The sequence below is a fragment of the Winogradskyella flava genome (genome assembly GCF_014243395.1).
Taxonomy (GTDB): Bacteria; Bacteroidota; Bacteroidia; order Flavobacteriales; family Flavobacteriaceae; genus Winogradskyella; species Winogradskyella flava.
The window spans coordinates 1,135,057-1,160,075 of sequence record NZ_JACLCP010000001.1; the positions used below are offsets into that span (position 1 = coordinate 1,135,057).

At 35.8% G+C, this 25,019-nt stretch carries 23 protein-coding genes; 15 read left to right on the plus strand and 8 right to left on the minus strand.

The window, feature by feature from the left end:
• The first annotated feature begins 11 nt into the window (after nt 1-11).
• Nucleotides 12-581 (plus strand): thioredoxin family protein, encoded by a 570-nt coding sequence (locus H7F21_RS05010; protein ID WP_185788115.1) that lies wholly within the window; start codon nt 12-14, stop codon nt 579-581.
• Nucleotides 582-597: 16 nt separating this feature from the next.
• On the opposite strand, the gene H7F21_RS05015 is transcribed toward H7F21_RS05010, so the two are convergent.
• From H7F21_RS05015 to surE, 5 genes are all read right to left on the minus strand, one after another.
• On the minus strand, nt 598-2,628 hold the full coding sequence (locus H7F21_RS05015) for a ComEC/Rec2 family competence protein (RefSeq protein WP_185788116.1): 2,031 nt from the start codon (nt 2,626-2,628) through the stop codon (nt 598-600).
• Nucleotides 2,629-2,656: 28 nt separating this feature from the next.
• Nucleotides 2,657-3,166, minus strand: a complete 510-nt coding sequence (locus H7F21_RS05020) for a C40 family peptidase (protein WP_185788117.1) — start codon at nt 3,164-3,166, stop codon at nt 2,657-2,659.
• 146 nt (nt 3,167-3,312) lie between these two features.
• Nucleotides 3,313-4,422 (minus strand): lipid-A-disaccharide synthase, encoded by a 1,110-nt coding sequence (gene lpxB / locus H7F21_RS05025; RefSeq protein WP_185788118.1) that lies wholly within the window; start codon nt 4,420-4,422, stop codon nt 3,313-3,315.
• A gap of 1 nt (nt 4,423) precedes the next feature.
• Nucleotides 4,424-4,711, minus strand: coding sequence for a hypothetical protein (locus H7F21_RS05030; protein ID WP_185788119.1), 288 nt, complete (start codon nt 4,709-4,711; stop codon nt 4,424-4,426).
• Nucleotides 4,704-5,477, minus strand: a complete 774-nt coding sequence (gene surE / locus H7F21_RS05035; protein WP_185788120.1) for a 5'/3'-nucleotidase SurE — start codon at nt 5,475-5,477, stop codon at nt 4,704-4,706. The genes H7F21_RS05030 and surE overlap by 8 nt, the downstream gene beginning before the upstream one ends.
• Nucleotides 5,478-5,643: 166 nt before the next feature.
• On the opposite strand from surE, the gene H7F21_RS05040 reads away from it, so the two are divergent.
• Both H7F21_RS05040 and H7F21_RS05045 read left to right on the plus strand, forming a co-directional pair.
• Entirely contained in the window at nt 5,644-7,821 is a 2,178-nt protein-coding gene (locus H7F21_RS05040) for a carboxy terminal-processing peptidase (RefSeq protein ID WP_185788121.1), read from the plus strand.
• 60 nt (nt 7,822-7,881) lie between these two features.
• A complete protein-coding gene (locus H7F21_RS05045) occupies nt 7,882-8,976 on the plus strand; it encodes an ABC transporter permease (protein WP_185788122.1) in 1,095 nt (364 codons plus the stop codon).
• On the opposite strand, the gene H7F21_RS05050 is transcribed toward H7F21_RS05045, so the two are convergent.
• Genes H7F21_RS05050 through H7F21_RS05060 form a run of 3 tightly spaced genes read right to left on the minus strand, consistent with a single transcriptional unit; the run spans nt 8,966 to nt 11,133 of the window.
• Nucleotides 8,966-9,673, minus strand: a complete 708-nt coding sequence (locus tag H7F21_RS05050) for a hypothetical protein (protein ID WP_185788123.1) — start codon at nt 9,671-9,673, stop codon at nt 8,966-8,968. The genes H7F21_RS05045 and H7F21_RS05050 overlap by 11 nt on opposite strands.
• Nucleotides 9,674-9,713: 40 nt before the next feature.
• Complete coding sequence (gene yihA, locus H7F21_RS05055; protein WP_185788124.1) at nt 9,714-10,328, minus strand: ribosome biogenesis GTP-binding protein YihA/YsxC; 615 nt, start codon at nt 10,326-10,328, stop codon at nt 9,714-9,716.
• 40 nt (nt 10,329-10,368) lie between these two features.
• Nucleotides 10,369-11,133, minus strand: a complete 765-nt coding sequence (locus H7F21_RS05060) for an alpha/beta fold hydrolase (RefSeq protein WP_185788125.1) — start codon at nt 11,131-11,133, stop codon at nt 10,369-10,371.
• A 416-nt stretch (nt 11,134-11,549) separates the two neighbouring features.
• Here H7F21_RS05060 and mraZ point away from each other — a divergent pair, with 416 nt between their 5' ends.
• The 12 genes from mraZ to ftsA are packed head-to-tail and all read left to right on the plus strand — an operon-like array spanning nt 11,550 to nt 25,015.
• Nucleotides 11,550-12,020: a division/cell wall cluster transcriptional repressor MraZ gene (gene mraZ / locus H7F21_RS05065; RefSeq protein ID WP_185788126.1), complete on the plus strand. Its 471-nt coding sequence runs from the start codon at nt 11,550-11,552 to the stop codon at nt 12,018-12,020.
• On the plus strand, nt 12,007-12,903 hold the full coding sequence (gene rsmH, locus H7F21_RS05070; protein ID WP_185788127.1) for a 16S rRNA (cytosine(1402)-N(4))-methyltransferase RsmH: 897 nt from the start codon (nt 12,007-12,009) through the stop codon (nt 12,901-12,903). Before mraZ ends, rsmH begins: the two co-directional genes overlap by 14 nt.
• A complete protein-coding gene (locus H7F21_RS05075) occupies nt 12,900-13,223 on the plus strand; it encodes an FtsL-like putative cell division protein (RefSeq protein WP_185788128.1) in 324 nt (107 codons plus the stop codon). Before rsmH ends, H7F21_RS05075 begins: the two co-directional genes overlap by 4 nt.
• Nucleotides 13,224-13,280: 57 nt before the next feature.
• A complete protein-coding gene (locus tag H7F21_RS05080) occupies nt 13,281-15,239 on the plus strand; it encodes a penicillin-binding protein (RefSeq protein WP_185788564.1) in 1,959 nt (652 codons plus the stop codon).
• Entirely contained in the window at nt 15,236-16,699 is a 1,464-nt protein-coding gene (locus H7F21_RS05085; protein ID WP_185788129.1) for a UDP-N-acetylmuramoyl-L-alanyl-D-glutamate--2,6-diaminopimelate ligase, read from the plus strand. Before H7F21_RS05080 ends, H7F21_RS05085 begins: the two co-directional genes overlap by 4 nt.
• Nucleotides 16,700-17,941 carry a phospho-N-acetylmuramoyl-pentapeptide-transferase gene (gene mraY / locus H7F21_RS05090; RefSeq protein ID WP_185788130.1) on the plus strand — a complete coding sequence of 414 codons (1,242 nt, stop codon included), beginning with the start codon at nt 16,700-16,702 and terminating at the stop codon, nt 17,939-17,941. It begins immediately after the preceding gene.
• Nucleotides 17,941-19,272, plus strand: coding sequence for a UDP-N-acetylmuramoyl-L-alanine--D-glutamate ligase (gene murD, locus H7F21_RS05095; protein WP_185788131.1), 1,332 nt, complete (start codon nt 17,941-17,943; stop codon nt 19,270-19,272). The genes mraY and murD overlap by 1 nt, the downstream gene beginning before the upstream one ends.
• A gap of 52 nt (nt 19,273-19,324) precedes the next feature.
• The gene (locus H7F21_RS05100) at nt 19,325-20,524 is read left to right on the plus strand and encodes an FtsW/RodA/SpoVE family cell cycle protein (RefSeq protein WP_185788132.1); all 1,200 of its coding nucleotides are present in this window, start codon (nt 19,325-19,327) and stop codon (nt 20,522-20,524) included.
• Complete coding sequence (gene murG / locus H7F21_RS05105; RefSeq protein ID WP_185788133.1) at nt 20,524-21,618, plus strand: undecaprenyldiphospho-muramoylpentapeptide beta-N-acetylglucosaminyltransferase; 1,095 nt, start codon at nt 20,524-20,526, stop codon at nt 21,616-21,618. Before H7F21_RS05100 ends, murG begins: the two co-directional genes overlap by 1 nt.
• A complete protein-coding gene (gene murC, locus H7F21_RS05110; protein ID WP_185788134.1) occupies nt 21,619-22,971 on the plus strand; it encodes a UDP-N-acetylmuramate--L-alanine ligase in 1,353 nt (450 codons plus the stop codon).
• On the plus strand, nt 22,961-23,680 hold the full coding sequence (locus tag H7F21_RS05115) for a cell division protein FtsQ/DivIB (protein ID WP_185788135.1): 720 nt from the start codon (nt 22,961-22,963) through the stop codon (nt 23,678-23,680). Before murC ends, H7F21_RS05115 begins: the two co-directional genes overlap by 11 nt.
• Before the next feature lie 3 nt (nt 23,681-23,683).
• Nucleotides 23,684-25,015 (plus strand): cell division protein FtsA, encoded by a 1,332-nt coding sequence (gene ftsA / locus H7F21_RS05120; RefSeq protein ID WP_185788136.1) that lies wholly within the window; start codon nt 23,684-23,686, stop codon nt 25,013-25,015.
• Nucleotides 25,016-25,019: the final 4 nt, after the last annotated feature.

A 25,019-nucleotide genomic window follows, 5' to 3' on the forward strand; every position in this document is an offset into this window, starting at 1 on the left:
ACAAATCAAACATGAAGAAATTACATTATATAATAGCCTTTATTGCGTTTGGAACGCTTATGTCTTTTCAAAAAGTCAATGAAACACCAGAAAATGAAATCAATTGGGTGACTATTGAAGAAGCTGTTGAACTTCAGAAAAAAGAGCCTAAAAAAATCATCATGGATGTCTATACCAACTGGTGTGGTCCATGCAAAATGTTAGATAAAAACACATTTCATAATGAAGATGTAGTAAATTATATAAATGAACATTTTTATGCGGTGAAGTTTAATGCGGAGGGTAATGATGAGATAACCTTTGATGAGAAAACATTTACAAACCCGAATTATGATGCTGCAAAGGCAAATCGACGTAATAGTTCCCATGAGTTTACAAGGTATCTTAAAGTAAGCGGATATCCAACATTGGCGTTTTTTGATGAAGAAGCTAAATTGATAGCGCCAATAAGTGGCTACCGCAAGCCACGACAGTTAGAGTTGTATTTAAAGTTATTTAAAACAGATAAATACAAAGAGATGACAACTCAAGAGCAATTTAATGAATATTTCAAATCCTTTAAGCCTGAGTTTAAAGAATAGAGTCTAACGGAATATTTTACCTAAGTATAAAAGCACCCTTTTCATTGGTATAATGGAAAGGGATTTTTTTAGCTCTAGAACTCGCTTTCCAACGTTTTACATAAGACTTGTAATTACTGGCATCGGCAATGATTTTTTCAGGATGCAAGGAGTCAATTAAACGATTGAGATTAATTCTTGGCGAATTTCGAAGTAAAACAAAATTAGGCTTTACGGTTAAACTTTTATAAACGCCTAGGCTATCCACTACCAATATGGTTTTGTCTCTGCACTGATAAGCATGCTGTAAACTATCGGATTCGATGGGACCAAGCATTTCCCCAACCTTATAATTTCTTATAATATTATCATTAGCTTGCTTGGTAGAATCTAGATTATGATGCACGACAAGCTTGTCGTTATGTTTTAGGCCAATTATGGAGTATCGACTCTTATTAAAAACTATAAACGCATCATCTTTATTTGTAAAGTCATTATATATAAAAGTACCTTGAAAAGCCATGATTCCAATCAGGGTAAATACTATCCATTTAAAAGATTTATTAGCGTAGATCTGTAGCAGCACGATAATTATAAAATAAACGCAAATGACTTGTAGCAACGTAAATGGAATATCACGAAACAGAAACGCTTCAAACTGGGCAACCCAAGCAATGAAACCGTTTAGGCTTTCGATAACAAAACTATAGGCAGTTACGATAACATTGTTGAGCAAATTTAATAAGGCTAGGACAATGACAAGAAGTCCAAATCCTAGAATCAGTCCTAAAAATGGAATCACTACCAAATTCGAAATAAAGAATAAACCTGGGAACTGATGAAAATAGAACAGGCTGATTGGAACAACTCCAATCTGAGCGGCTAGAGTTACGGTAAAGATTTGCCAAAGCTTGTCAGGAATCAAATATTTTGGTTTCCAAAACTTATAAAGTATGGGTTGTATGCTAACAATACCCAAAACCGCCAAATAGCTCATCTGAAAACCAACAGCAAATAAATAGGTTGGCTTAAATAGAAGTATTAAAAAAGCCGAAATCGCTAAGGTATTGTAAATGTTAGCTGGTCGTTTTAGATGCATGGCAATACTGATAATACTAAACATGGTTACCGCACGTGTAACAGAGGGCGACAAACCTGCAATTACTGCAAAGGACCAAAGTATGGCTACCAAAACTATTGGTCTAATATAATTGCCATATTTGAGATGGAGCAAAGGTCTGAACAAGAAATTTAGCATCCACAGTATGATCCCAACATGTAATCCAGAAACTGCTAGTATATGTATGGTCCCAGAATTTACATAATTATTGTAAATGGTTGTATCAATAGTTTGTCGTTGACCTAATAACAAAGCGTTCATAATACTTAAGACATCATCTTTGAAACCTGCTGAAATTAATCGTTCATTGATGGTCTTTCTTAACTGATCAGCATAGCCATAGGCAGATGTTTTGGAGTTAGAAACTATTCTGAATTTATCTTTTTCTATGTACAATTGATGATGTACTTGTTGTAATTCTAAATATTTTGAATAGTCGAACTGATGCGGATTCAATGGTTGTTGAATGTTCTCTAATTCTGACGATGTAAATAGAATTGCATCAACATCTAGGCTTTCGGTAAGACTATCTCGTTTTAGGTTGACTAATAATTTGCCTGATGATACTTTCTCATTAAATGATAGTACTGACATGATATACTTGTCATTATAAGCATCAGGTTTGAGACGCTCTTTGACCTTTAGGATTAACGTATTGTGAGTCACATTTTGAGTGAGATTACTATAATGATCAGGTTGTAGCTTTTCATTCTGAATATTATAGGTATTAAGGCCAATGCTCGTCATACAGAGGTAAGCCAATAGTGCAAAATATGGAGAACGATTTATTTTTTGCCTAAGAATTAGCCAATAGATACCAAGAAGAATAATTAATAGTATTGTACTATAGGGCGTAAGGCTAAAGTCGAGCTCAATATAATGCGCCAGTACAATACCGATGATTAGACAAATGGTCAGTTTGAATATGGTGAAATTTAGTAACTTCATGATAATGAGTTACTAATATAGAAAATTGTTATAATACTCTACGTGCTTGCACAAAAGCAAAATACCAATACTTTTCTGCTAAAGAAGAAATCATCACGCCACGACTGCTGGATGCATGTATAAATTCAATATTGCCAGGTCTTATCCTAGTGACTAGGCCAACATGATTGACCTTTCTGCTATTTTTTTTAGTAGCAAAAAACACCAAATCACCAACATTGACATCTTTTAAATCTACCCAATCACCATAGCTTTTTAGGTCGGATGTAGTTCGTGGTATATTTACATTGTTATCTTTAAAACTAGTATATATTAAACCAGAACAATCCATACCACGTTTTGTGGTGCCACCATATTTATATTTGGTGCCATCAAACTTCTTGGCATAATCGGCAATGGTTTCAGCCTCTTCGGATGCTTTTGTACGAGTATTAACTTCAATGGTCGGGCTCTGTTGTTTATTGCTAGAATAGGCTTTTTTGGATTTGCAATTACTTAATAAAATTGCCAGAAATAGAAATGGTAATAGTTTTTTCATGTATTACGAAGTAGGTTTAGATCGGAAAAATAGGAAAAAAGATATTGGTTTTCGATAGGCCGTTATTTAGTTATTAACCACTTCTTCACAGCACCGTGTTGCTTATTGATTACGATGATAGGAGAAAATATTAAGGCTATTTAAATTTATTTTATGGCTTTGTAAATTAATTGAGCCGTTGTCTTGCTCGCACCTTTTCCGCCTAATTTTTTCTCCAATTCAAAATAATCAAGAAACAGTTGTTCTCGTTTTCCCGATTGTAAAATGGCGCCTAATTCTTCTTTTAGACGTTTTTTATTTAGGTCCCCTTGGATAAGCTCTGTAACCACTTCACGATCCATAATTAAGTTAACCAAAGAAATAAACTTCAAAGTGATAATCCGTTTGGCAATCTGGTAAGATATCGCATTGGCTTTATAGCAAACAACTTGCGGTACTTTATACAAAGCGGTTTCCAAAGTTGCAGTACCTGAGGTTACCAAAGCTGCATAAGAAATACTTAAAAGGTCATAGGTTTTGTTCGAAATAAAATTGACATTATTCTTTGTAATGAACCTTTCATAAAACTCAAAATCCTGACTCGGAGCGCCAGCAATGACAAATTGGTAATTCTCAAAATCATCAACCAAACTAAGCATAACACCTAGCATTTTTGTAATTTCTTGTTTTCTGCTTCCCGGTAAAAGTGCAATGATGGGTTTTGTGCTTAATTGATGCTGTTGGCGGAATTCGCTCTCATTTATCTGATGCCGATCTGCAATGGCATCAATTAATGGATGACCAACAAAGTGCACGTCGTAATTGTGTTTTTTGTAAAATTCCTTTTCAAAAGGAAGAATACAGTACATAGCATCGATATCCCGCTTTATTTTTTCAACACGACCAGCTCTAGAAGCCCAAACTTGAGGTGAAATATAATAGTGGGTTTTGAAATGTTTCTCCTTTGCCCATTTGGCGATTCTAAGGTTAAATCCAGAATTATCGATGAAAATGATGACATCTGGAACAAATTTTTCTATATCACTTTTACAGAATTTTATATGACCGAAGATTTTTCTGAGATTAAAGATCACTTCGGCAAAACCCATAAATTGACGTTCCTTATAATGCATGACGAGTTCACCATCAACAGATTGCATTAAATCACCGCCCCAAAATCTTATTTGGGCTTCACTATCTTCGTTTAACAAAGCTTTCATGAGATTGGATCCATGCAGATCACCTGAAGCTTCGCCGGCAATGATATAGTACCTCATTCTAATTCATGAATTTTATGACCATGGTCCCTATAAAAACTAAAATAGTAGCAATTAAAACGCCTTTGGCTCTATTGTCTTGATTCTTTTTAAGAAAAAGAAAAAAGGCACCAAGATTTAGTAGTGCGCCAATACTCATTAGCTTGGTCAAAAAGCCCTCGGAAATCGCACGTCTTACAACTTCGCCCCAATCATCAGACTTTCCAAAAATTTGAATGGCGAATATGAGCCCGAATACGGTGGCTATAAGCCCAATTATAAATCCTATGAGTATGTCTTTTCTAGTCATTTAATTTCCAGGTATTTAAGTTTTGAATAGCATGATGTGCCGTCAAGTCAAACTGAACAGGTACCACTGAAACATAGCCATGCTCCAAAGCCCATTCATCTGTATCTTCTCCACCATCTAAATTAACAAATTTTCCGGCTAGCCAGTAATAATCACGGCCCATTGGATTGGTGCGTTTATCAAATTCCTCTACCCAATTAGCACGTGCTTGTCGGCAAATTTTAATACCCTTTATATCGGATTGCTTCAAATTTGGTAAATTAACGTTTAACACTACGCCATCAGAAAGGCCATGTTCCAAAACCTGTCTGGTTATGGTCTCTACAAAAGGCTTACAATGTTCAAAGTTGGCATTCCAATTATAGTCTAAAAGTGAAAAACCAATAGCAGGTATACCCTCAATACCGGCTTCTAATGCAGCGCTCATAGTGCCGGAGTATATCACATTTATAGATGAATTTGAACCATGATTTATTCCGGACACGCAAATGTCCGGTTTTCGCTCTAATATTTCCCTTACGGCAAGTTTTACACAATCTGCAGGTGTTCCGGAGCAACTATATTCTGGTTGTTTTCCATCAATATTCACCTTTTCTAGGTATAATGTAGAGTTCACTGTAATGGCGTGTCCCATGGCGCTTTGTGGGCTGTCTGGCGCAACAACGACAACATCTCCAATGTTTCGCATTACTGTAATTAAGGTTCTAATTCCAGGTGCGGTGATGCCATCATCGTTAGTCACTAAAATCAAAGGACGCTTAGCCATAAAAAGTGGATTCTATTAATAACGTAAAAATACTAAAAAGCATAAGAATGTCGTGTAATTGTAGCTTTAACAAAAAATTATTGTCTCTATTTTTTATGGCACGGTTTTTTCTTCTATTTTAGTGAAAAATTCAGAACCTACTTAAAACAAACAAAATATATAGACAATGAAAGGGAATTATAAGTTTTTGTTATTGGCATTATTGATTGCATTTGCCTCATGCAGCTTTACGAGTAAAACGTTTGACAACCCTGACAAGGATAAAACATTAATAGAATTGATTACCTATGTCCTTAGTAATGGACATTTTAATCCACAGGATATAAATGATGCTTTTTCGGAAAATGTTTTCGAAGACTATTTGACGCAACTAGATCCGTTTAAACGTTACTTCTACGAATCTGACATAAAGGAATTTGAAGCCTATAAAACACAACTAGACGATCAGATCAAGGCTTACGACGTAGCATTTTTCAATTTAACGCACGAGCGTTTATTGCAGCGTATCGAAGAATCTAAAAAGGTATATAATGATATTCTGAGCGAACCTTTCGATTTTAATAAGAAAGAGGAATATTCAGCAGACTACGAGAGCCTTGATTACGTAAAGAGCAAGCGTGAAATGAAAGAGCGATGGAGACAACAGTTGAAATTTTCTACGATTGCTAATTACGATGATGCCATCTCGCAACGTAAAGCAGATTTGGAAACTAACGATCTTCCTGAAAGTGTATTTTCTGCCCAGAATGAAAAACCTAAAAACAATAATGAAAAGAAGTCATTAAATCAGATTGAAAAGGAAGCTAGAGAGGCAACTAAACGTTCGCTTGATGAATTGTATGACTTTATTGATGATAGACAGCGCAAGGATTGGTTTGCCGTTTATATTAATGCCATAGTTGAGGAATTCGATCCACATACATTCTATTTTGCGCCAGAAGACAAGGATCGTTTCGACGTCGCGATGTCAGGAAATTTTGAAGGTATAGGAGCAAGATTGCAAAAGCGAATGGATGCGATCCTAGTAAATGAAATTATTAGTGGAGGTCCTGCTTGGAGAGCGAATGAGCTAGAGGTGGGAGATCAAATCCTCAAGGTGAGACAAGAAAAGGAAAAGGAGCCTGTTAACATCGTAGGTATGCGACTGGATGACGCCATTAAACTTATAAAAGGCCCAAAAGGAACTACAGTGGTGTTGACACTTAAAAAAGTGGACGGTACTATCGAAGATATTTTTATTACAAGAGATATTGTGGAGCTCGAAGAGACCTATGCTAAATCATCGACCGTTATTAAAGATGACAAGAAATTTGGTGTTATTAATTTACCGAAATTCTATATTAACTTCGAGGATTACAATAAGCGAAATGCAGCATCCGACATTAAACAAGAAATTATTCGTCTTAAAGATGAAGGTGTTGAAGGTTTGGTTTTAGATCTAAGAAATAATGGCGGTGGGTCGCTTCAGACTGTTGTGGACATAGCAGGCTTGTTTATAGAAGAAGGGCCAATAGTGCAAGTTAAGACTACAGGAGAACCTAAAGAGGTATTAAAAGATAAAGACAAATCTATTATTTGGGATGGGCCTTTGGTCATTTTAGTTAATGAACTGTCTGCTTCAGCATCTGAAATTCTGGCTGCTGCAATGCAAGATTATAAAAGAGCTATCATCATTGGAAGTAAACAAACCTACGGCAAAGGTACTGTACAAAATGTATTGGACTTAAATCGACTAGTGCGCAATAACTCCAATGGCGATATGGGAGCATTAAAGTTTACTACTCAAAAATTCTATAGAGTTGATGGAGGGTCAACACAACTTGAAGGTGTAAAGAGCGATGTGGTTGTTCCAGACCGTTACAGTTATATTAACATCGGTGAGAAAGATCAGGAGAATCCATTGCCATGGGATAAAATTGGTGCCGTGGATTACGAACTCTGGGGAAATTACTTTGATTATGATACAACCATAGAGAAAAGTAAAGCTCGTATGGCTGCAAATGAGCAGTTAAAGTTAATTGATGCCAATGCAAGATGGGTAAAGAAAATAAGAGATCGCGAACTTTACTCTTTAAATTACAATGAATATAAGAAAGAGATGGAACTTAATGAGGAGGAGGCAAAACGTTTTGAAAAACTCTCCGAATATAAAACAGATTTAACGTTCAATTCATTGCCATACGAGATTCAGCTAATGGAGCAGGATTCTGTTTTAAAGGAGAAACGAAATCGTTGGCATAAAAGCCTAGCTAAGGATGTCTATATAGAGGAAGCCTTAAATGTACTTCACGATTTAAAGATGACCTATGCTATAAAAAATAAAGTGGCTGGTGTGAAGAATTAAAGTGATTTTTATTAGCATCGAGCTTGGTCAAGATGTAATTAAATTCATAAATTGTCATCGATGACTCACTCAAACAATTCACTAACAAGCTTAGCGCTTCAAAAGTTTAAAAAAAACTTTTGGGGCGTTTTTAGTTTGAGCATCATCATATGTATTGGAGTCATATCAATTTTTGCTTATCTGTTTGCGCCAGATGCCTCTAAAAATGCCAATCAAATGCATTTATCTATACATTCTAAATCGCCAGGATTTGAGGTGCAAATGCTAACCATTCCATCTGGAATAAAGTCCAATCAAGATTTTCTGTCAAAATTATTCTTCGGAAAAGAGAATACAGATACAGAAATACCCTTAGCTTCATATGAGGTTAAAGGTGATGTTTTGCATTATGTTGAATATGCTTCCGATAGCTTGAAAGGTTTAGAAAAGCAGGTTGCATTGAGTAAATTTTCAAATTCAGATTATCAAAGTTTTGTTGATAATCGACACTTTGTGTTTGGGACTGATAAATATGGCAGAGACTATTTAAGCCGAATTTTAATAGGTTCTCGTATTTCCTTTTTTATTGGATTTGTTGCGATATTTATTTCATTAATCGTAGGCCTGATCATGGGCAGTTTAGCAGGTTATTATGGTGGGAAAGTAGATGCAGTTATTATGTGGATTATCAATGTCACTTGGTCTATTCCTACTTTATTGTTAGTAATTGCTATTACTTTAGCTCTTGGTAAGGGGTTTTGGCAGGTGTTTATTGCGGTTGGTTTAACCATGTGGGTCGAAGTGGCAAGAGTTGTTAGAGGGCAGATTATTAGCGCAAAAGAAATGCAGTATGTTACAGCCGCAAGAGCATTAGGCTATAATGACTATAGAATTATCACAAAACATATTTTACCAAATATTTTTGGGCCTTTAATTGTAATATCAGCAGCTAATTTTGCCGCTGCTATTTTGATAGAAAGTGGATTGAGCTTTTTGGGTATTGGTGCACAGCCGCCTATGGCAAGTTGGGGCGCAATGATAAAAGACCATTATAATTATATTATTCTGGGAAAGCCTTATTTAGCCCTAATTCCAGGAATATGCATTATGCTATTGGTCATGGCGTTTATGCTAGTAGGTAATGCTTTACGTGATGCGTTGGACGTTAAAACCTAGACTTTTCGGAAACCTTAATGTCTTCGCTACGTTTAAAAAATTGTGACCATATTTCCGGCTCTAGACTTTTCGCCATCCAGTCTGCTCTATATTCTCCATTCCTGATTAAGGTTTGTCCATTTGGTATTATAATGCCCTTTGAGCCACATAAAGTAGGATTTGAAAATAAATTAGACCTAAAATAATTGTACTCATCTAAGAAAAAGTATTCGGTGGATTTCTTTGGTTTATTCTTTAGTGTCATATCTTTTTCGAACAAACAGAGAAAAACAATGCCTTTTTCATTTAAGCTTTCTTTTATTGGATTTAGGAAATCTTTACGTTGTTTGATTTCCTCTTTTGTCCACTTATTGTTTTGTGCAGATGTGCACAAATCATCTTTGAAATAATATGATATTAGTATGGTTGATGAGTCCGGTATATTAGTTGAGATTATTTTCTCCAATTCTTTCTTAATAATAGAATAATCTATCGTGCCTTTAAGGAATAATTCTTTTTTAAGTTTACAGTATCGCTTATTGTTTTCTCCTAAGGAATCCCATCTAGATAAGCTTAAATCTGGATTTCTCCATTTATTTTGGAAATAGGTTTCACTAATAGTATCTCCTTTCTCATCAATATGAATTTTTTGTTGAGCATTTGAGTGAAGTGATAGAGATAGAAAGAGCAGTAAATAGGTTGCTTTTTTTATAATCATCTATTTAATTTTTAGTTTGTTCACTTGGATTAAGATAGATTCATTGATTTCTCAACTGTTCTATTTCTTCATTAGTAGCTTCAATAAAATTCAATACATCTTCCTGTCCAATTTTCTTGCTCGAAGATGTCACAAAATATGGTGGTAATTCTTCCCAAGTTTTCAATAGTTCTTGGCAATAGTCCTCAACTTGTCTTTCAATGGCTTTTGGTTTTAATTTATCTGCCTTTGTGAAAATAATGCCAAAAGGAATGCCACTTTCACCTAGATACTGCATAAACTCTAAATCTATCGGCTGAGGTTTATGCCTTATGTCTACCAATACGAAAGCTGAAACAAGTTGCTGACGTTGTTCAAAATAGTTGGTGATGAACTTCTGGAATTTCTTTTTAGAGGTCTTGGAAACACGAGCATAGCCATAGCCAGGTAAATCCACTAGAAACCAATGGTCATTAATGATAAAATGATTAATGAGTTGCGTCTTGCCAGGACGACCAGATGTTTTTGCCAAACTCTTCCGGTCAGTAAGCATGTTGATTAATGAGGATTTTCCAACATTACTACGGCCAATAAACGCATATTCAGGAATAGGATTCTTAGGGCATTTTGCCACATCAGAATTACTCATTACAAATTCAGCAGACTTTATTTTCATGACACGTCCTAGGAAAGTAGGAGTCTTTTAGATTAAAGGTTTAGAGACCGCGTTTTTCTAACCAACCATTCAAAATTTTATTGAATTCTTCGGGGTGTTCCATCATAGCAGCATGGCCACATTTATCAATCCAAAATAAATCAGAATCAGGTAAAAGCTCATGAAACTCCTCTGCGACTTCTGGAGGTGTTACATTATCATTTTTTCCCCAAATAATACAAGTCGGTGTAGTCATTTTAGGCAAATCTTTAGCCATATTATGTCTAATAGCACTTTTGGCAATAGCTAAAGTTTTTATGAGCTTATTGCGATCATTTACGGTTTCGTAAACTTCATCAACAATCTCTTTAGTGGCAACGGCTGGGTCATAAAACACGTCCTGAGCTTTTTTCTTTATTACTTCATAGTCACTACGCTTGGTGTAACCACCTCCCATGGCACTCTCATAAAGTCCAGAACTCCCGGTAATGATAAGCCCTTTAATCTTTTGGGGATAAAGTTTTGTGTGATACAAACCAATATGTCCTCCTAGAGAGTTTCCTAAAAGAATGACCTCCTTAAAACCTTTAAATTCAATAAAGTCCTTGAGGTAATTGGCAAAACTCTTAACGTTGGTTTTTATTAGTGACATAGTGTAGATCGGTAGCTCGGGTATAACTACCTTATATCCGTTGCTTCCAAAGAAATTCGTAACGGCATCAAAATTGCTCAATCCGCCCATTAAACCATGAAGCACTATGATTGGTGTGCCTTCTCCTACTTCAATATATCTATAATCCTTTTCTTTTTTTAAAAGGTGTGCCATTTATAAAGTCAGTGCTTAGTGTTAAAAACAAAAGTACATGATTTTTTTCATTTATAAATTCATAAGAATAAAATGGGAAAAAATTATGCGCTAATGAAAAGACTACTTATGTAAAACTCAATCTCGCAGGCTTAAGGGACAAAATTTGGTTTTTACAAAAGACATGTAGCTAAACCCTTTTTAATATAATCGAATTAATGCATTTGTACTGATTTTATTCTTCTAGATCTGAAAACAAATCTGTTAATAATTACCACTTAGCTGATTTAGTTTCAGGCTACAGCCTCACTACGCTCAGAAAGCGTCTTAAAATTATACCGGCAAAACTTATCAACAAAAGTGGGAGACTGTGGTAAAATGTGGTAAAATTTTCAATATATTTGAATCTTAATCGTTTAAGTGGGAAACCAATCGCGTTGAATTCATTTATAGGAACATACGAGTGTAAGGCAGATGTCAAAGGCAGACTGATGATTCCTGCTGTACTGAAAAAGCAGTTATCTGCTGCTCTACAAGATGGTTTTGTGTTGAAACGTGCTGTGTTTCAGTCATGTTTAGAGCTTTACCCGATGTCAGAATGGAATACGTTAATGGCTAAAGTGAACAAGCTTAATCGGTTTAAGAAAAAAAACAATGACTTCATAAGACGTTTTACGGCTGGTGTGAAAGTGGTGGAAGTTGACAACGCAGGCCGTTTGCTCATACCAAAAGATCTCATAGGTTTTTCAGGTATAAAGAAGGAAGTGGTTTTGGCTTCTGCTGTCAACATTATTGAGATTTGGGATAAAGAAAAGTATGAACAGGCTATTGACGATGCTGCTTCTGATTTTGCGGATTTAGCTGAGGAGGTTATGGGACAAGAGGATGATGACAATGGAGTATCATAATGCAGTACTGCTTAAAGAAACGGTTGATGGTTTAAGTATAAAGCCAGATGGAATTTATGTTGATGTGACGTTTGGCGGTGGAGGGCACAGTAGAGCGATTTTATCGCGACTTGGACCAAATGGAAAATTGTATGCTTTCGATCAGGATAAGGATGCTTTAGCTAATACCATAGAAGATGATCGATTTGTTCTCATCAATGAGAATTTCAGATATATAAAAAGGTTCTTAAGATTTTATGGTGTCAAGGCTGTTGATGGCGTTTTGGCCGACTTTGGAGTTTCCTCGCATCAATTTGATGTTGCAGAGCGTGGTTTTTCAACACGTTTCGAAGCAAAACTCGATATGCGAATGAATCAAGATAGCAAGTTATCTGCATTCGAGGTGGTCAATGAGTATGAAGAAGAACAGCTAAGAGCGGTTTTGTTGCAGTATGGTGAGTTAAGGCAAGCACCAGCTATGGCAAGAGTTATAGTTTCGGAACGAAAAACGCAACCAATAGAAACAAGTGAGCAATTAAAAGAGGTATTAAAACGCTTTTTAAATCATAGAAAGGAAAATAAGGTTTTGGCGCAAATCTATCAAGCTATTCGAATAGAAGTGAATCAAGAAATTGAAGTGCTGAAAGAGCTTTTGTTGCAAATACCAGAAATACTAGAAGTTGGAGGGAGATTGAGCTTTATCTCTTATCACTCACTCGAGGATAGATTGGTAAAGCGTTTTATTAGAAACGGATTATTTGAAGGTGAGCCGGAGCGCGATGTATTTGGGAATTTTGAAGTGCCATTAAAAAAAGTAGGAGGTTTAATAGTACCGTCAGAATCAGAAATTAAAATGAACAATAGAGCGCGGAGCGCAAAGCTTCGTATCGCTGAAAAAGTATGAAGAAAAACATCTACAGCATATTACGTGGAAAATTTCTAATCAGTGATGATTCGTTTAAAAATTGGCGCATCATCATTTTTATTTCGTTTCTGGCCATTGTGATGATTGCTAGTTCGCATAGTGCAGATAAAAAGGTGCATGAAATCGCAAAACTCACAAATGAAGTAAAGGAATTAAGATCGGCTTTTGTAGACGGGCGCTCAAAATTAATGCGCTTAAAAATGGAGTCATCCATTATCAATAAAGTGGCAGAAAAGGATATTCAGATTTCTGAGATTCCTCCAACAAAAATAAAAGTAAAGTCATCAAACCTAGAATAAGTTTTGGCAACAACAGAAACCAACATATTAAACAGATTGTACTTTGTAGCAGGCTGCATGTTTGTGTTTGCTATTGCGGTGGTTTTTAAGTTGTGTACGATTCAATTTATCCAAGGAGACGAATACCGAGCACTTGCAGAAAAAAGGACCGTTAAGGATTTCGATATAGAACCGAATCGTGGGAATGTGTATTCAGCGGATGGAAGTTTATTAGCAACTTCTATCCCAAAATATGATATTAGAATTGATGCTATTCAAGCGAAAGAGGCAGTATTTAATGAGCATATTGGTGTATTGGCAGATTCGCTTTCTGTATTTAGGGGAAAATCGGCTTCTTACTATAAAGACATTATTAGAAAAGCGCGAAGAAATAAAAATAGATACTTCTTGCTAGCAAGAAATATTAGCTATTCTGATTATATACGCATGCGTAATTTTCCATTGCTGAATCTGGGTGCTATTAAGGGTGGGCTAATCGTAGAGCAAACAACGCGACGTGAACACCCTATGGGAGAAATTGCGGCACGTTCTATTGGTTACGAAAAGATAGATGAAAACAATTACGCTACTAGAGTTGGTATAGATGGTGCTTTTGGTGAAAAATATTTAAGAGGTGTAAAAGGAAAACGGTTAAAACAAAAAATCGGGAATGGTCAGTGGAAACCTATTGCAGATTTTGATCAAGTAGAACCTAAGGATGGTTTAGATGTTTATACAACAATCGATGTAAACATACAGGATATTGCTCACCACTCACTTTTAGGTCAACTCGAAAAATATGAGGCAGAACATGGCTGCGTAGTAGTCATGGATGTAAAAACAGGGGAAATTAGAGCAATTTCCAATTTGGCTAAAACATCTAAAGGCACGTATTACGAGCGACTCAATTATGCTGTAGGCGAAAGTCATGAACCTGGTTCGACGTTTAAAGTTATGGCTATGATGGCTGCTCTAGAGGATAGGGTTATTGATACATCCACCGTTGTTGATACTAAAAATGGAAGAAAGTATTTCTACGGTCGTTTAATAAATGATTCTGGTCCAGGGCATGGAAAAATTTCTGCTGCGACGGCCTTGGAAGTGTCATCCAACATTGGCATGGCAACTATTATTGATGACCATTACTCAAATAATCCTAAAAAGTTTTTGGATCGACTTAGTAAATGGAAGTTGGATCAACCCTTAGGAGTATCAATTATTGGTGAGGGTAAACCAGATATACCAAGACCCGGAGCTGCCAATTGGAGTCGAAATGCATTACCGTCAATGGCCTATGGCTATAATCTTACTATGACACCACTTCAGACCTTAGCTTTTTACAATGCTATTGCTAATAATGGTGAATTAATAAAACCTCGATTTATTAGATCTGTAAAATCTTTTGATAAGGATGTAGAGGTCTTTAGAAAGGAAGTTTTGGTTAAAAAAATATGTTCAAATAAGACTTTGGCTGAAATTCAGGATATGCTTAAGAATGTTGTGATTCGAGGTACAGGAAAACGCATGTATTCAGAAACATTCTCCATGGCTGGAAAGACAGGAACAGCACGAACCGATTATGCCAATTATGAAGAATGGAAAGAAGATAAAAAGTATATCTCCTCTTTCGCTGGGTATTTCCCTGCTGATAACCCTAAATATTCTTGTATAGTCGTAATACATAAGCCAAGTACTGAAGTTGGCTATTATGGTGCTGATGTCTCCGGTCCCGTATTTAAGCGCATAGCTCAAAAAATATACACGGATACTCCAATTGTCGATGAGGTTGAAGCATTGAATTTCAACAATAACGTAGTAGATGAAGATTTTGAAACCTACTACGAGAATGCTCGTAAGTATAAAGAGCTTATGCCTCTCGTTATTGGCATGCCAGCTATGGATGCTATTGCCTTATTAGAAAATCTTCAGGTTGATGTAAAGGTAAAATTAAATGGTAGTGGAATCATTAAAACACAATCCGTTGAACGACACCAAAAGTTAAGGCCAAACCAAACCATAGTTCTGGAAGCATCATGATGATACTAAAAGACATATTGTATAAGGTTACAATTAATGCTGTGGTTGGTAGCACGAGTATATCCGTAAATAAAATTGAATTCGATTCACGAGAAATCAAGGAGAATGATGTCTTTGTTGCCATCTTAGGAACCATAAACGATGGACACAAATTCATCAATAAGGCCATTGCTGATGGTGCAAAAACTATTATTTGCGAAAAGTTGCCAGAACATTTAGATAATGGTATAACCTATATAGAAGTGGACAATTCTAATCAGGCATTGGCATATATGGCTGCGAATTATTATGACCATCCTTCTGAGAACTTAAAGCTGGTCGGTGTCACAGGAACCAATGGTAAGACTACGGTGACAAGTCTTCTATATCAATTGTTTAAAAAAGCAGGTTTCAAAGTGGGTTTACTGTCTACCGTAAAAATTATGGTAGATAATAAAGAGTATAAAGCCACGCATACAACTCCGGATTCATTAACGATTAATCAATACTTGAAGTTGATGAATAATGAGGGCGTGGAATTTTGTTTTATGGAAGCAAGTTCTCATGGTATCCATCAAAGTAGGACAGAAGGTCTCAAGTTTACAGGTGGGATTTTCACGAATCTGTCCCATGATCATTTGGACTATCATGATACGTTTGCGGAGTATAGAGATGTGAAAAAGGCATTTTTTGATGGTCTGCCCAAAGATGCGTTTGCCTTATCTAATATGGACGACAAGAATGGGTTGGTAATGCTTCAGAATACAGTAGCCAAGAAATATACCTATGCCTTAAAAAATTACGCAGATTACAGAGCGCAAATATTAGAAAATGAATTTGGAGGCTTGCTACTTAAGGTCAATGACAATGAATTATGGACACGTTTAATAGGAAGCTTTAATGCCTATAATATATTGGCAATTTATGGAGCTGCCGAATTATTGGGATTAGAAAAAGATGAAATCTTAAGATTAATTAGCGAACTCGATAACGTTTCAGGACGCTTTCAATATTTCATCTCAGATGAGAAAATTACAGCCATTGTTGATTACGCGCATACACCTGATGCACTAAAGAATGTATTGGAAACTATTAACAGTATTAGAACTAAGAATGAAGCATTGATTACGATTGTTGGTTGTGGCGGAGACAGAGACAAAACAAAGCGTCCTAAAATGGCACATATCGCGTCGGCTTTAAGCACGAAAGTCATTTTTACCAGTGATAACCCGCGAAGCGAAGTGCCAGAAACAATTATTGAAGACATGGAGAAAGGTGTTGAACCTCAAAATTTCAAAAAAACTTTATCCATAACAGATCGTAGACAAGCCATAAAAACAGCTTGTCAAATGGCAGATCCAAAAGATATTATACTAATTGCTGGAAAAGGACACGAAACTTATCAGGAAATCAAAGGCGAGCGCTTTGATTTTGACGATTATAAAACGGTACAAGAATTTTTAAAACAATTACAAAAATAGATGCTGTATTACTTATTTGAATATCTCGAACAACAATTCCAGTTTCCTGGTGCGTCTCTATTCGGTTTTTTAACCTTTAGAGCTGCAGTAGCTATTATTTTGTCATTGTTGATCTCTACAATTTATGGTAAGCGTATTATTCGATTTTTACGGAAGAAGCAAGTTGGTGAGACGATTAGAGATTTAGGTTTAGAAGGGCAAGTTGAAAAAGCTGGCACACCTACTATGGGAGGAATCATCATCATTTTGGCGACGCTTATTCCGGTATTGTTGTTGGCCAAGCTCGAAAACATTTACGTCATACTTCTCATCATTACAACATTATGGATGGGAACGATTGGATTTATCGATGATTACATCAAAAAGTTCAAGAACGATAAAGAAGGTCTAAAAGGAAAATTCAAAGTGTTGGGTCAAGTTGGCTTGGGTCTTATTGTTGGATTGACTTTATACTTCCATGATGACGTCACCATAAAGGAGGAGTTACCAATACAGGAGCAAAGAGCGTTGCTTGCCGAAAATCCTAATTTGCCTGAAGCGCAGCTATTCGATGTGGCAAAAAAGTCCACCAAAACAACAATACCTTTTGTAAAAAATAATGAATTTGATTATTCGGATTTAATTACTTGGATAAACCCAGATCTCGAAGAATATGCCTGGATTATTTTCATTTTGGTTGCTATAACTATTGTTACGGCAGTTTCCAATGGTGCAAATCTTACTGATGGTATTGATGGTCTGGCTGCAGGCACTTCAGCAATTGTGGTACTTACCCTAGGAATTTTTGCTTGGGTTTCTGGTAATATCATATTCTCAAAGTATCTCGATATTATGTATATCCCTCAAGTTGAGGAAATCACAATATATATAGCAGCATTTGTAGGAGCGTTGATCGGGTTTCTATGGTACAATGCTTATCCTGCACAAGTATTTATGGGTGATACAGGAAGTTTAACCATTGGAGGAATTATTGCAGTCATCGCGATTGCGGTGAGAAAAGAATGGCTGATTCCTGTGTTATGTGGCATTTTTCTGGCTGAAAATTTATCAGTGATGATGCAGGTGAGCTACTTCAAATACACAAGGAAGAAGTATGGTGAAGGAAAGCGGATTTTTAAAATGTCGCCTTTGCATCATCATTATCAAAAATCAGGATATCACGAAAGTAAAATTGTAACGCGATTTTGGATTATTGGCATTTTACTAGCCATTATCTCCATTGTGACATTGAAAATTAGATAATGAAACGTTTGGTAATTCTTGGAGGAGGAGAAAGTGGAGTGGGAACTGCGCTTTTAGGAAAAGCAAGAGGGTACGATGTATTTGTTTCCGATAAAAGTGAAATAAAAAAAAAATATAAAGACGTTCTTTTAAATAATGAGATTGAATTTGAAGATAGACAGCATACAGAATCAAAAATTCTAAGTGCAGATATCGTCATGAAAAGTCCAGGTATTCCTGATAAAGTGGCTTTGGTGAAACAAATTCGTGAGGCTGGTATTAAAGTAGTTTCAGAAATTGAATTTGCTTCAATATACACGGATGCAACCTTGGTCGCTATTACTGGTAGCAATGGTAAAACAACTACGGCAACATTAACGCATCATTTGCTCACACAAGAATTAGATGTTGGATTAGCAGGAAATATAGGTGACAGCTTTGCGAAACAAGTGCTTGAGGAAAATCATAACAATTATGTCTTGGAAGTCAGTAGTTTTCAGTTAGATGATATTTATGAATTTCAGCCAAAAGTCGCGATTCTAACGAATATCACACCAGATCATTTAGATCGCTACGATTACAAGTTTGAAAATTATATCGCCTCAAAATTTAGAATTGTAGAGAATCAAACGGAAGACGATTATTTCATCTATGATGCAGATGACGAGGTGATTTCGGAATGGCTCGAAAACATTCAAATTCAATCTAAAAAATTGCCTTTTTCATTAAATAAAATAATTGAGGAAGGCGCCTATTACAAAGACAATACGATAATAATAACAATAGATAACAATCAAATCATTATGCCAACAGACAACATAACATTAGAAGGTAAACATAACATTAAGAATGCAATGGCAGCCTCTACTGTGGCGCATTTACTCAAGATTAGAAAACAAACCATACGTGAGAGTTTAGAGAACTTTCAAGGTGTTGAACATCGATTAGAGCACGTGTTAAAAATCAATAAAGTGCAATATATCAATGATTCTAAAGCCACGAATGTTAATGCAACATACTTTGCCTTGGAAAGCATGGATGCACCTACGGTTTGGATTGTTGGTGGTGTAGATAAAGGCAATGATTATAAAGAATTATTTCCGTTTGTAAATGAAAAGGTAAAGGCGATCATTTGTCTAGGTGTTGATAATGAAAAGCTATTCAAAGCCTTTGGGAACATGGTAGATGTTATCATTGAAACACAATATATGAGTGAAGCGGTTAAGATAGCTTATAAGGTTGCTGATGCTGGGGATAATGTGCTATTATCACCTGCGTGTGCTAGTTTTGATTTGTTTGAGAATTATGAAGATAGAGGACGTCAATTCAAAAATGCAGTACGTAATTTATAGTAATAACTGTAAAGATGAATTAGGGGATCATCTATAAAACAAAAGGTTAAGCGTGCGAAATATATTTTCACAGATAAAAGGAGATAGAGCCATCTGGGCCATAGCTACATTGTTGGCAATTTTTTCGTTTTTACCAGTGTATAGTGCGGCGAGTAATTTGACAGATTATGGTGAGAGCGGTAGTACGATTTCCTTTTTTGTGAAGCATTTTATGCATTTGTCTCTTGGATTTGCAATTATGTTCGCTGTACACAAAATTCCATATAAATATTTTAAAGGGCTATCAATTATATTGATTCCGGTCGTTTTAGTATTGTTATTAATTACGATTTTACAAGGATCTACAAATTCAGCAGGTACCAATACTAGCAGGTGGATCAATATTCCTGTGGTAAATATGTCATTTCAAACATCAACATTAGCTGCAGTCGTTTTAATGGTGTATGTAGCACGTTATTTATCAAAAATAAGAGATAAATCAATTTCCTTTAAAGATACGATCTTGCCACTTTGGATTCCAGTTTTTTTTATTTTAATATTAATTCTGCCTGCAAATTTTTCGACAACAGCCATCATTTTTACTATGGTAATGATGCTAACATTTATTGGGGGCTATCCGGTTAAATATCTATTAGTAATAATAGGAACAGGTATAATGTCCTTAATCTTATTCGTTTTAGTAGCTAAGGCTTTTCCTGAGGCTATGCCAAATAGAGTAGATACTTGGATGAGTAGGGTTGAAAATTTTTCAAATGCCGAGGATACCGAAGAAGATTATCAGATAGAACGGTCTAAAACTGCTATTGCATCAGGAGGTGTTTTTGGTCTTGGTCCTGGTAAAAGCCCGACTAAGTATATTTTACCACAATCATCATCAGATTTTATATTCGCAATTATTATTGAAGAGTATGGTTTAATTGGAGGCCTGCTTTTATTGATTTTGTATTCGTGGCTTTTATTTAGAATAGTTATAGTATCCCAAAAATCAGATACCGTTTTCGGTAAACTATTAGTGCTTGGAGTTGGTTTGCCTATTGTTTTTCAGGCCTTAATTAATATGGCGGTTGCCGTAGAGTTATTTCCAGTTACAGGTCAAACTTTGCCTCTAATCAGTAGTGGAGGAACATCTATTTGGATGACATGTTTGGCTATAGGAATCATTCTAAGCGTAAGTGCAAAACGACAAGAGATTAAAGCAAAAGAAATATTTGAAGGCGATAATCCTTTGGACATATTGAGTGAGACTATTTAATGGACAATTATAAATTCATATTATCTGGTGGAGGGACGGGAGGTCATATTTATCCTGCTGTGGCAATTGCAAACGAATTAAAGTCGCGCTATCCTAATGCTGAATTCTTATTTGTTGGTGCATCAGATCGTATGGAAATGGATAAGGTGCCACAAGCTGGATATGAGATAGAGGGATTGTGGATATCAGGAATCCAAAGAAAACTGACACTTAAGAACTTGGCGTTTCCTTTTAAGTTAATGACGAGCTTGATGCGTTCAAGAAATATTATAAAGACATTTAAGCCTGATGTAGTTATCGGGACTGGTGGATTCGCAAGTGGGCCATTGCTGCAAGTGGCAACCTCTAAGAACATACCAAGTCTTATTCAGGAACAAAACTCTTATCCAGGAATTACCAATAAACTCTTAGGGAAAAAGGTTAACACCATTTGCGTAGCATATGAAGGCTTAGAGAAGTTCTTCCCCAAAGATAAGATAAAGTTAACCGGTAATCCGATTAGAAAGGATTTACTAGAGGTTAAAGGAAAACATATTCAAGGTAAAGATGCTTTTACATTAATACATAGTAAACATATACTATTAGTTTTAGGTGGTAGTTTGGGCGCCAGACGAATTAATCAGTTAATAGAAGCAAACTTGGAGTTTTTTGAAGCTCAAAATGTTCAGTTAATATGGCAATGTGGCAAGTTGTACTATGATCAATACAAGCAATATAATGAGTTAAAACATGTTCAGGTACATGCGTTTCTCAATAATATGGATATGGCTTATGCTGCTGCGGATATCATTATCTCTAGAGCCGGGGCAATTTCTGTTTCAGAGTTGTGCATAGTTGGTAAGCCAACCATTTTTATCCCATCACCAAATGTCGCGGAAGATCATCAAACCAAAAATGCAAAAGCTGTAGCAGATAAAGATGGTGCTGTTCTTATTAAAGAAAAAGATCTTGATGCCGAATTCCAAAATCAATTTTCGGAATTGATTCGGAATGAAGACAAACGAAACGAATTAAGTAAAAATATTGAAGCTTTAGCCTTGGTTAATGCAACAAATGATATTGTAGACGAAGTTGAAAAACTATTAAAAAAGTAAATGAACCTAAAAACTATAAATAACGTTTATTTTATCGGTATTGGTGGTATCGGTATGAGTGCCTTGGCGCGTTATTTTATAGCTAATGGAAAACAGGTGGCAGGTTACGATAAAACGGTATCTGATATCACTAAGGCATTAGAGGATTTAGGAATAGATATTCATTTCAATGACGGTATTACTGAAATCGCATCAAAGTTTTTGAATAAGGAAGATACGTTGGTGGTTTATACACCTGCAATTCCAAATAGTCATTCCGAATTAACCTATTTCAGAAACAATGATTTCAAGGTTCTAAAGCGTTCTGCTGTTCTTGGCGAAATCACAAAACAGACTAAATGTCTTGCAGTAGCTGGAACGCACGGTAAAACTACAACTACTAGTATCCTGGGCCATTTACTCAATTTTTGTAATGAGCCTGTTACGGCATTTTTAGGAGGAATTAGTGAGAATTATAATTCAAATCTAATATTGAATGGTACAGAGGTTACTGTCGTTGAAGCCGATGAATTCGATCGTTCATTTTTAACCCTATCGCCGGATTTGGCATGTATAACCTCTATGGATGCAGATCATTTAGACATTTACGGCGATGCTTCGGAGCTCATAAAAAGTTTCAAGGATTTTTCAGAATGTATTAAGACGAACGGAAAGCTTTTTGTTAAAAATGGATTACCGCTAGAAGGGATAACCTATGGCGTTGAAGACGATTCTGATTATAGCGCTCAAAACGTAAGAATACTAAATGGAAGTTACTTGTTCGATGTGCAGACACCGAATGGATTATATAAAGATTTTGAATTTAACCTACCGGGTAGACATAATCTGTCGAATGCAATAATTGCCTTAGCGATGGCTGTCGATTACGGTTGCTCTCACAACCAGCTCGCTAAGGGATTAGCATCTTATAAAGGTGTAAAGCGCAGATTTACCTATCAGATTAGAACAGACGATTTCGTGTTTATTGATGACTATGCACATCATCCTGAAGAAATTAGTGCCGTTTATCAAGCGGTTAGAGAAATGTATACCAATAAAAAAGTATTGGTAATCTTTCAGCCACATTTATATAGCAGAACGAAAGATTTTGTTGATGGATTTGCAGAAAGCCTTTCAAATTTTGACGAAGTATTGCTTTTGGATATTTATCCAGCAAGAGAATTGCCAATAGAGGGAGTTACTTCTAAATGGTTATTGGAAAAGATAGAAAATCCCTGTAAAAAGTTGATTTCAAAATCAGAACTAATAGATGAAATAAAATTGTCCAGTGCACAAATAATACTGACTTTGGGAGCTGGGGATATTGGAGAGGAAGTAAAACATATTAAAGAAGCCTTTAGTCTTGCGAATTAACTATAACTATATAAAAATCATTGGATTACTGCTTTTGGTGGTTGGTTTGTTTGCGTTTGCTAGGAACAGAAATGATAACAGAAAGGTGACTGAACCACAGATACAATTCTTGGGAGAGAATAAATTGTTCATTACGGACGCCACTGTTAGTAAATTGTTAATACAAAATCAAGAGGCTGTTACGGGACAACCTAAAGAAATTATAGATTTGAACGAGTTAGAAACTGCCCTAAAGTCTAATTCAATGATAAAGAAAGCAGAAGTGTTTATGTCAGTAAACGGTGAGCTTTCAGCAGAAATTGAACAAAAACGACCTATTGCAAGAGTTAATACAAATGCATCATATTATATTGATGATAATGGATCATACATGCCTTTGTCATCTAATTATGCCGCAAGAGTACCGCTAGTTACTGGTAGTATTAAGAAAAATAATCTTGAAACAGTTTTTCAGTTTGCTAAAACTGTTGATGAAGATGAATTCTTAAAAAAGCATGTCATTGAGATTCGTCAGAATGACGATAGAACCATTGATTTTAAAATAAGAAAAAGTGATTTTATAGTTCATTTGGGAACTTTAGAAAAGCTAGAAAAGAAGATTAATAATTTTAAAGCTTTTTATCAAAAAGCTCTAAAAGATAAGATATTAGATAATTACAAGCTTGTGAATCTGAAGTTTGATAAACAAGTAATTTGCACCAAAACATAAACTATGGACAATCATAACATTTCGGTAGGTTTAGATATAGGAACCACAAAAATTGTGGCCATGATTGGTCGTAAGAACGAGTACGGTAAAGTTGAAATTCTCGGCGTAGGTAAATCCAAAAGTATGGGCGTACATCGAGGTGTGGTTAACAATATTACACAAACCATTCAATCTATTCAACAAGCCGTACAAGAAGCAGAAGCCGCGGCCTCGGAAAAAATTGAAGATGTAACAGTTGGTATTGCAGGACAACACATACGTAGTTTGCAACATAGTGATTATATCACAAGAGCAAACTCTGATATGGTTATTGATGAATCTGATATTGATCGTTTAATTAACCAAGTTCATAAGTTAGTAATGCTTCCAGGTGAAGAAATTATTCATGTGTTACCACAAGAGTTCAAGATTGATGGTCAAGCAGAAATAAAGGAGCCTATTGGTATGTATGGTGGACGATTGGAGGCTAATTTCCATGTTGTTGTAGGACAAGTCTCTTCAATTAGAAATATTGGACGTTGTGTTAAAAGTTCAGGTTTAGAACTCGAAGGTATCACGTTAGAACCTTTAGCATCTGCAAATGCCGTTTTAAGTCAAGAAGAAAAAGAAGCAGGAGTTGCATTAATAGATATAGGTGGTGGAACAACCGATTTAGCCGTTTTTAAGGATGGAATCATACGTCATACCGCTGTAATTCCATTTGGTGGAAATGTAATTACGGAGGACATAAAGGAGGGTTGCTCAATTATCGAAAAGCAGGCTGAATTATTGAAGATAAAATTTGGTTCAGCATGGCCAGGAGAGAACAAGGATAATGAAATAGTATCTATTCCTGGATTAAGGGGAAGAGAACCGAAAGAAATCACGTTAAAAAACTTATCAAAAATCATTCATGCAAGAGTCGTGGAAATTATTGAGCAAGTTTACGTTGAAATAAAGAATTACGGTCACGAAGAACAGAAGAAAAAATTGATAGCAGGTATAGTATTAACTGGTGGAGGTAGCCAATTAAAACACTTAAAACAATTAGTAGAATACATCACAGGTATGGATACCAGAATAGGTTATCCTAACGAGCATTTGGCAGGAGATAGTGATGACGATATAGCTAGCCCTTTGTTTGCCACTGCCGTTGGTTTGGTGATGGATGGCTTAAAGCGTCAAGATAGAAAGAAAGCAGAAGCTTTCGAGGAGGAAATCTTTAATGCCGCAGAGTTAGAACAAAGTGCTGAATTAGAGCAAGAAGTTGTTGTCGAACAAACGGTAAAAGAGCGTCGTTCGTTTTTAGACAAATTAACTGAACGCGTTAAAGAGTTTTTGGACAACGCAGAATGATATT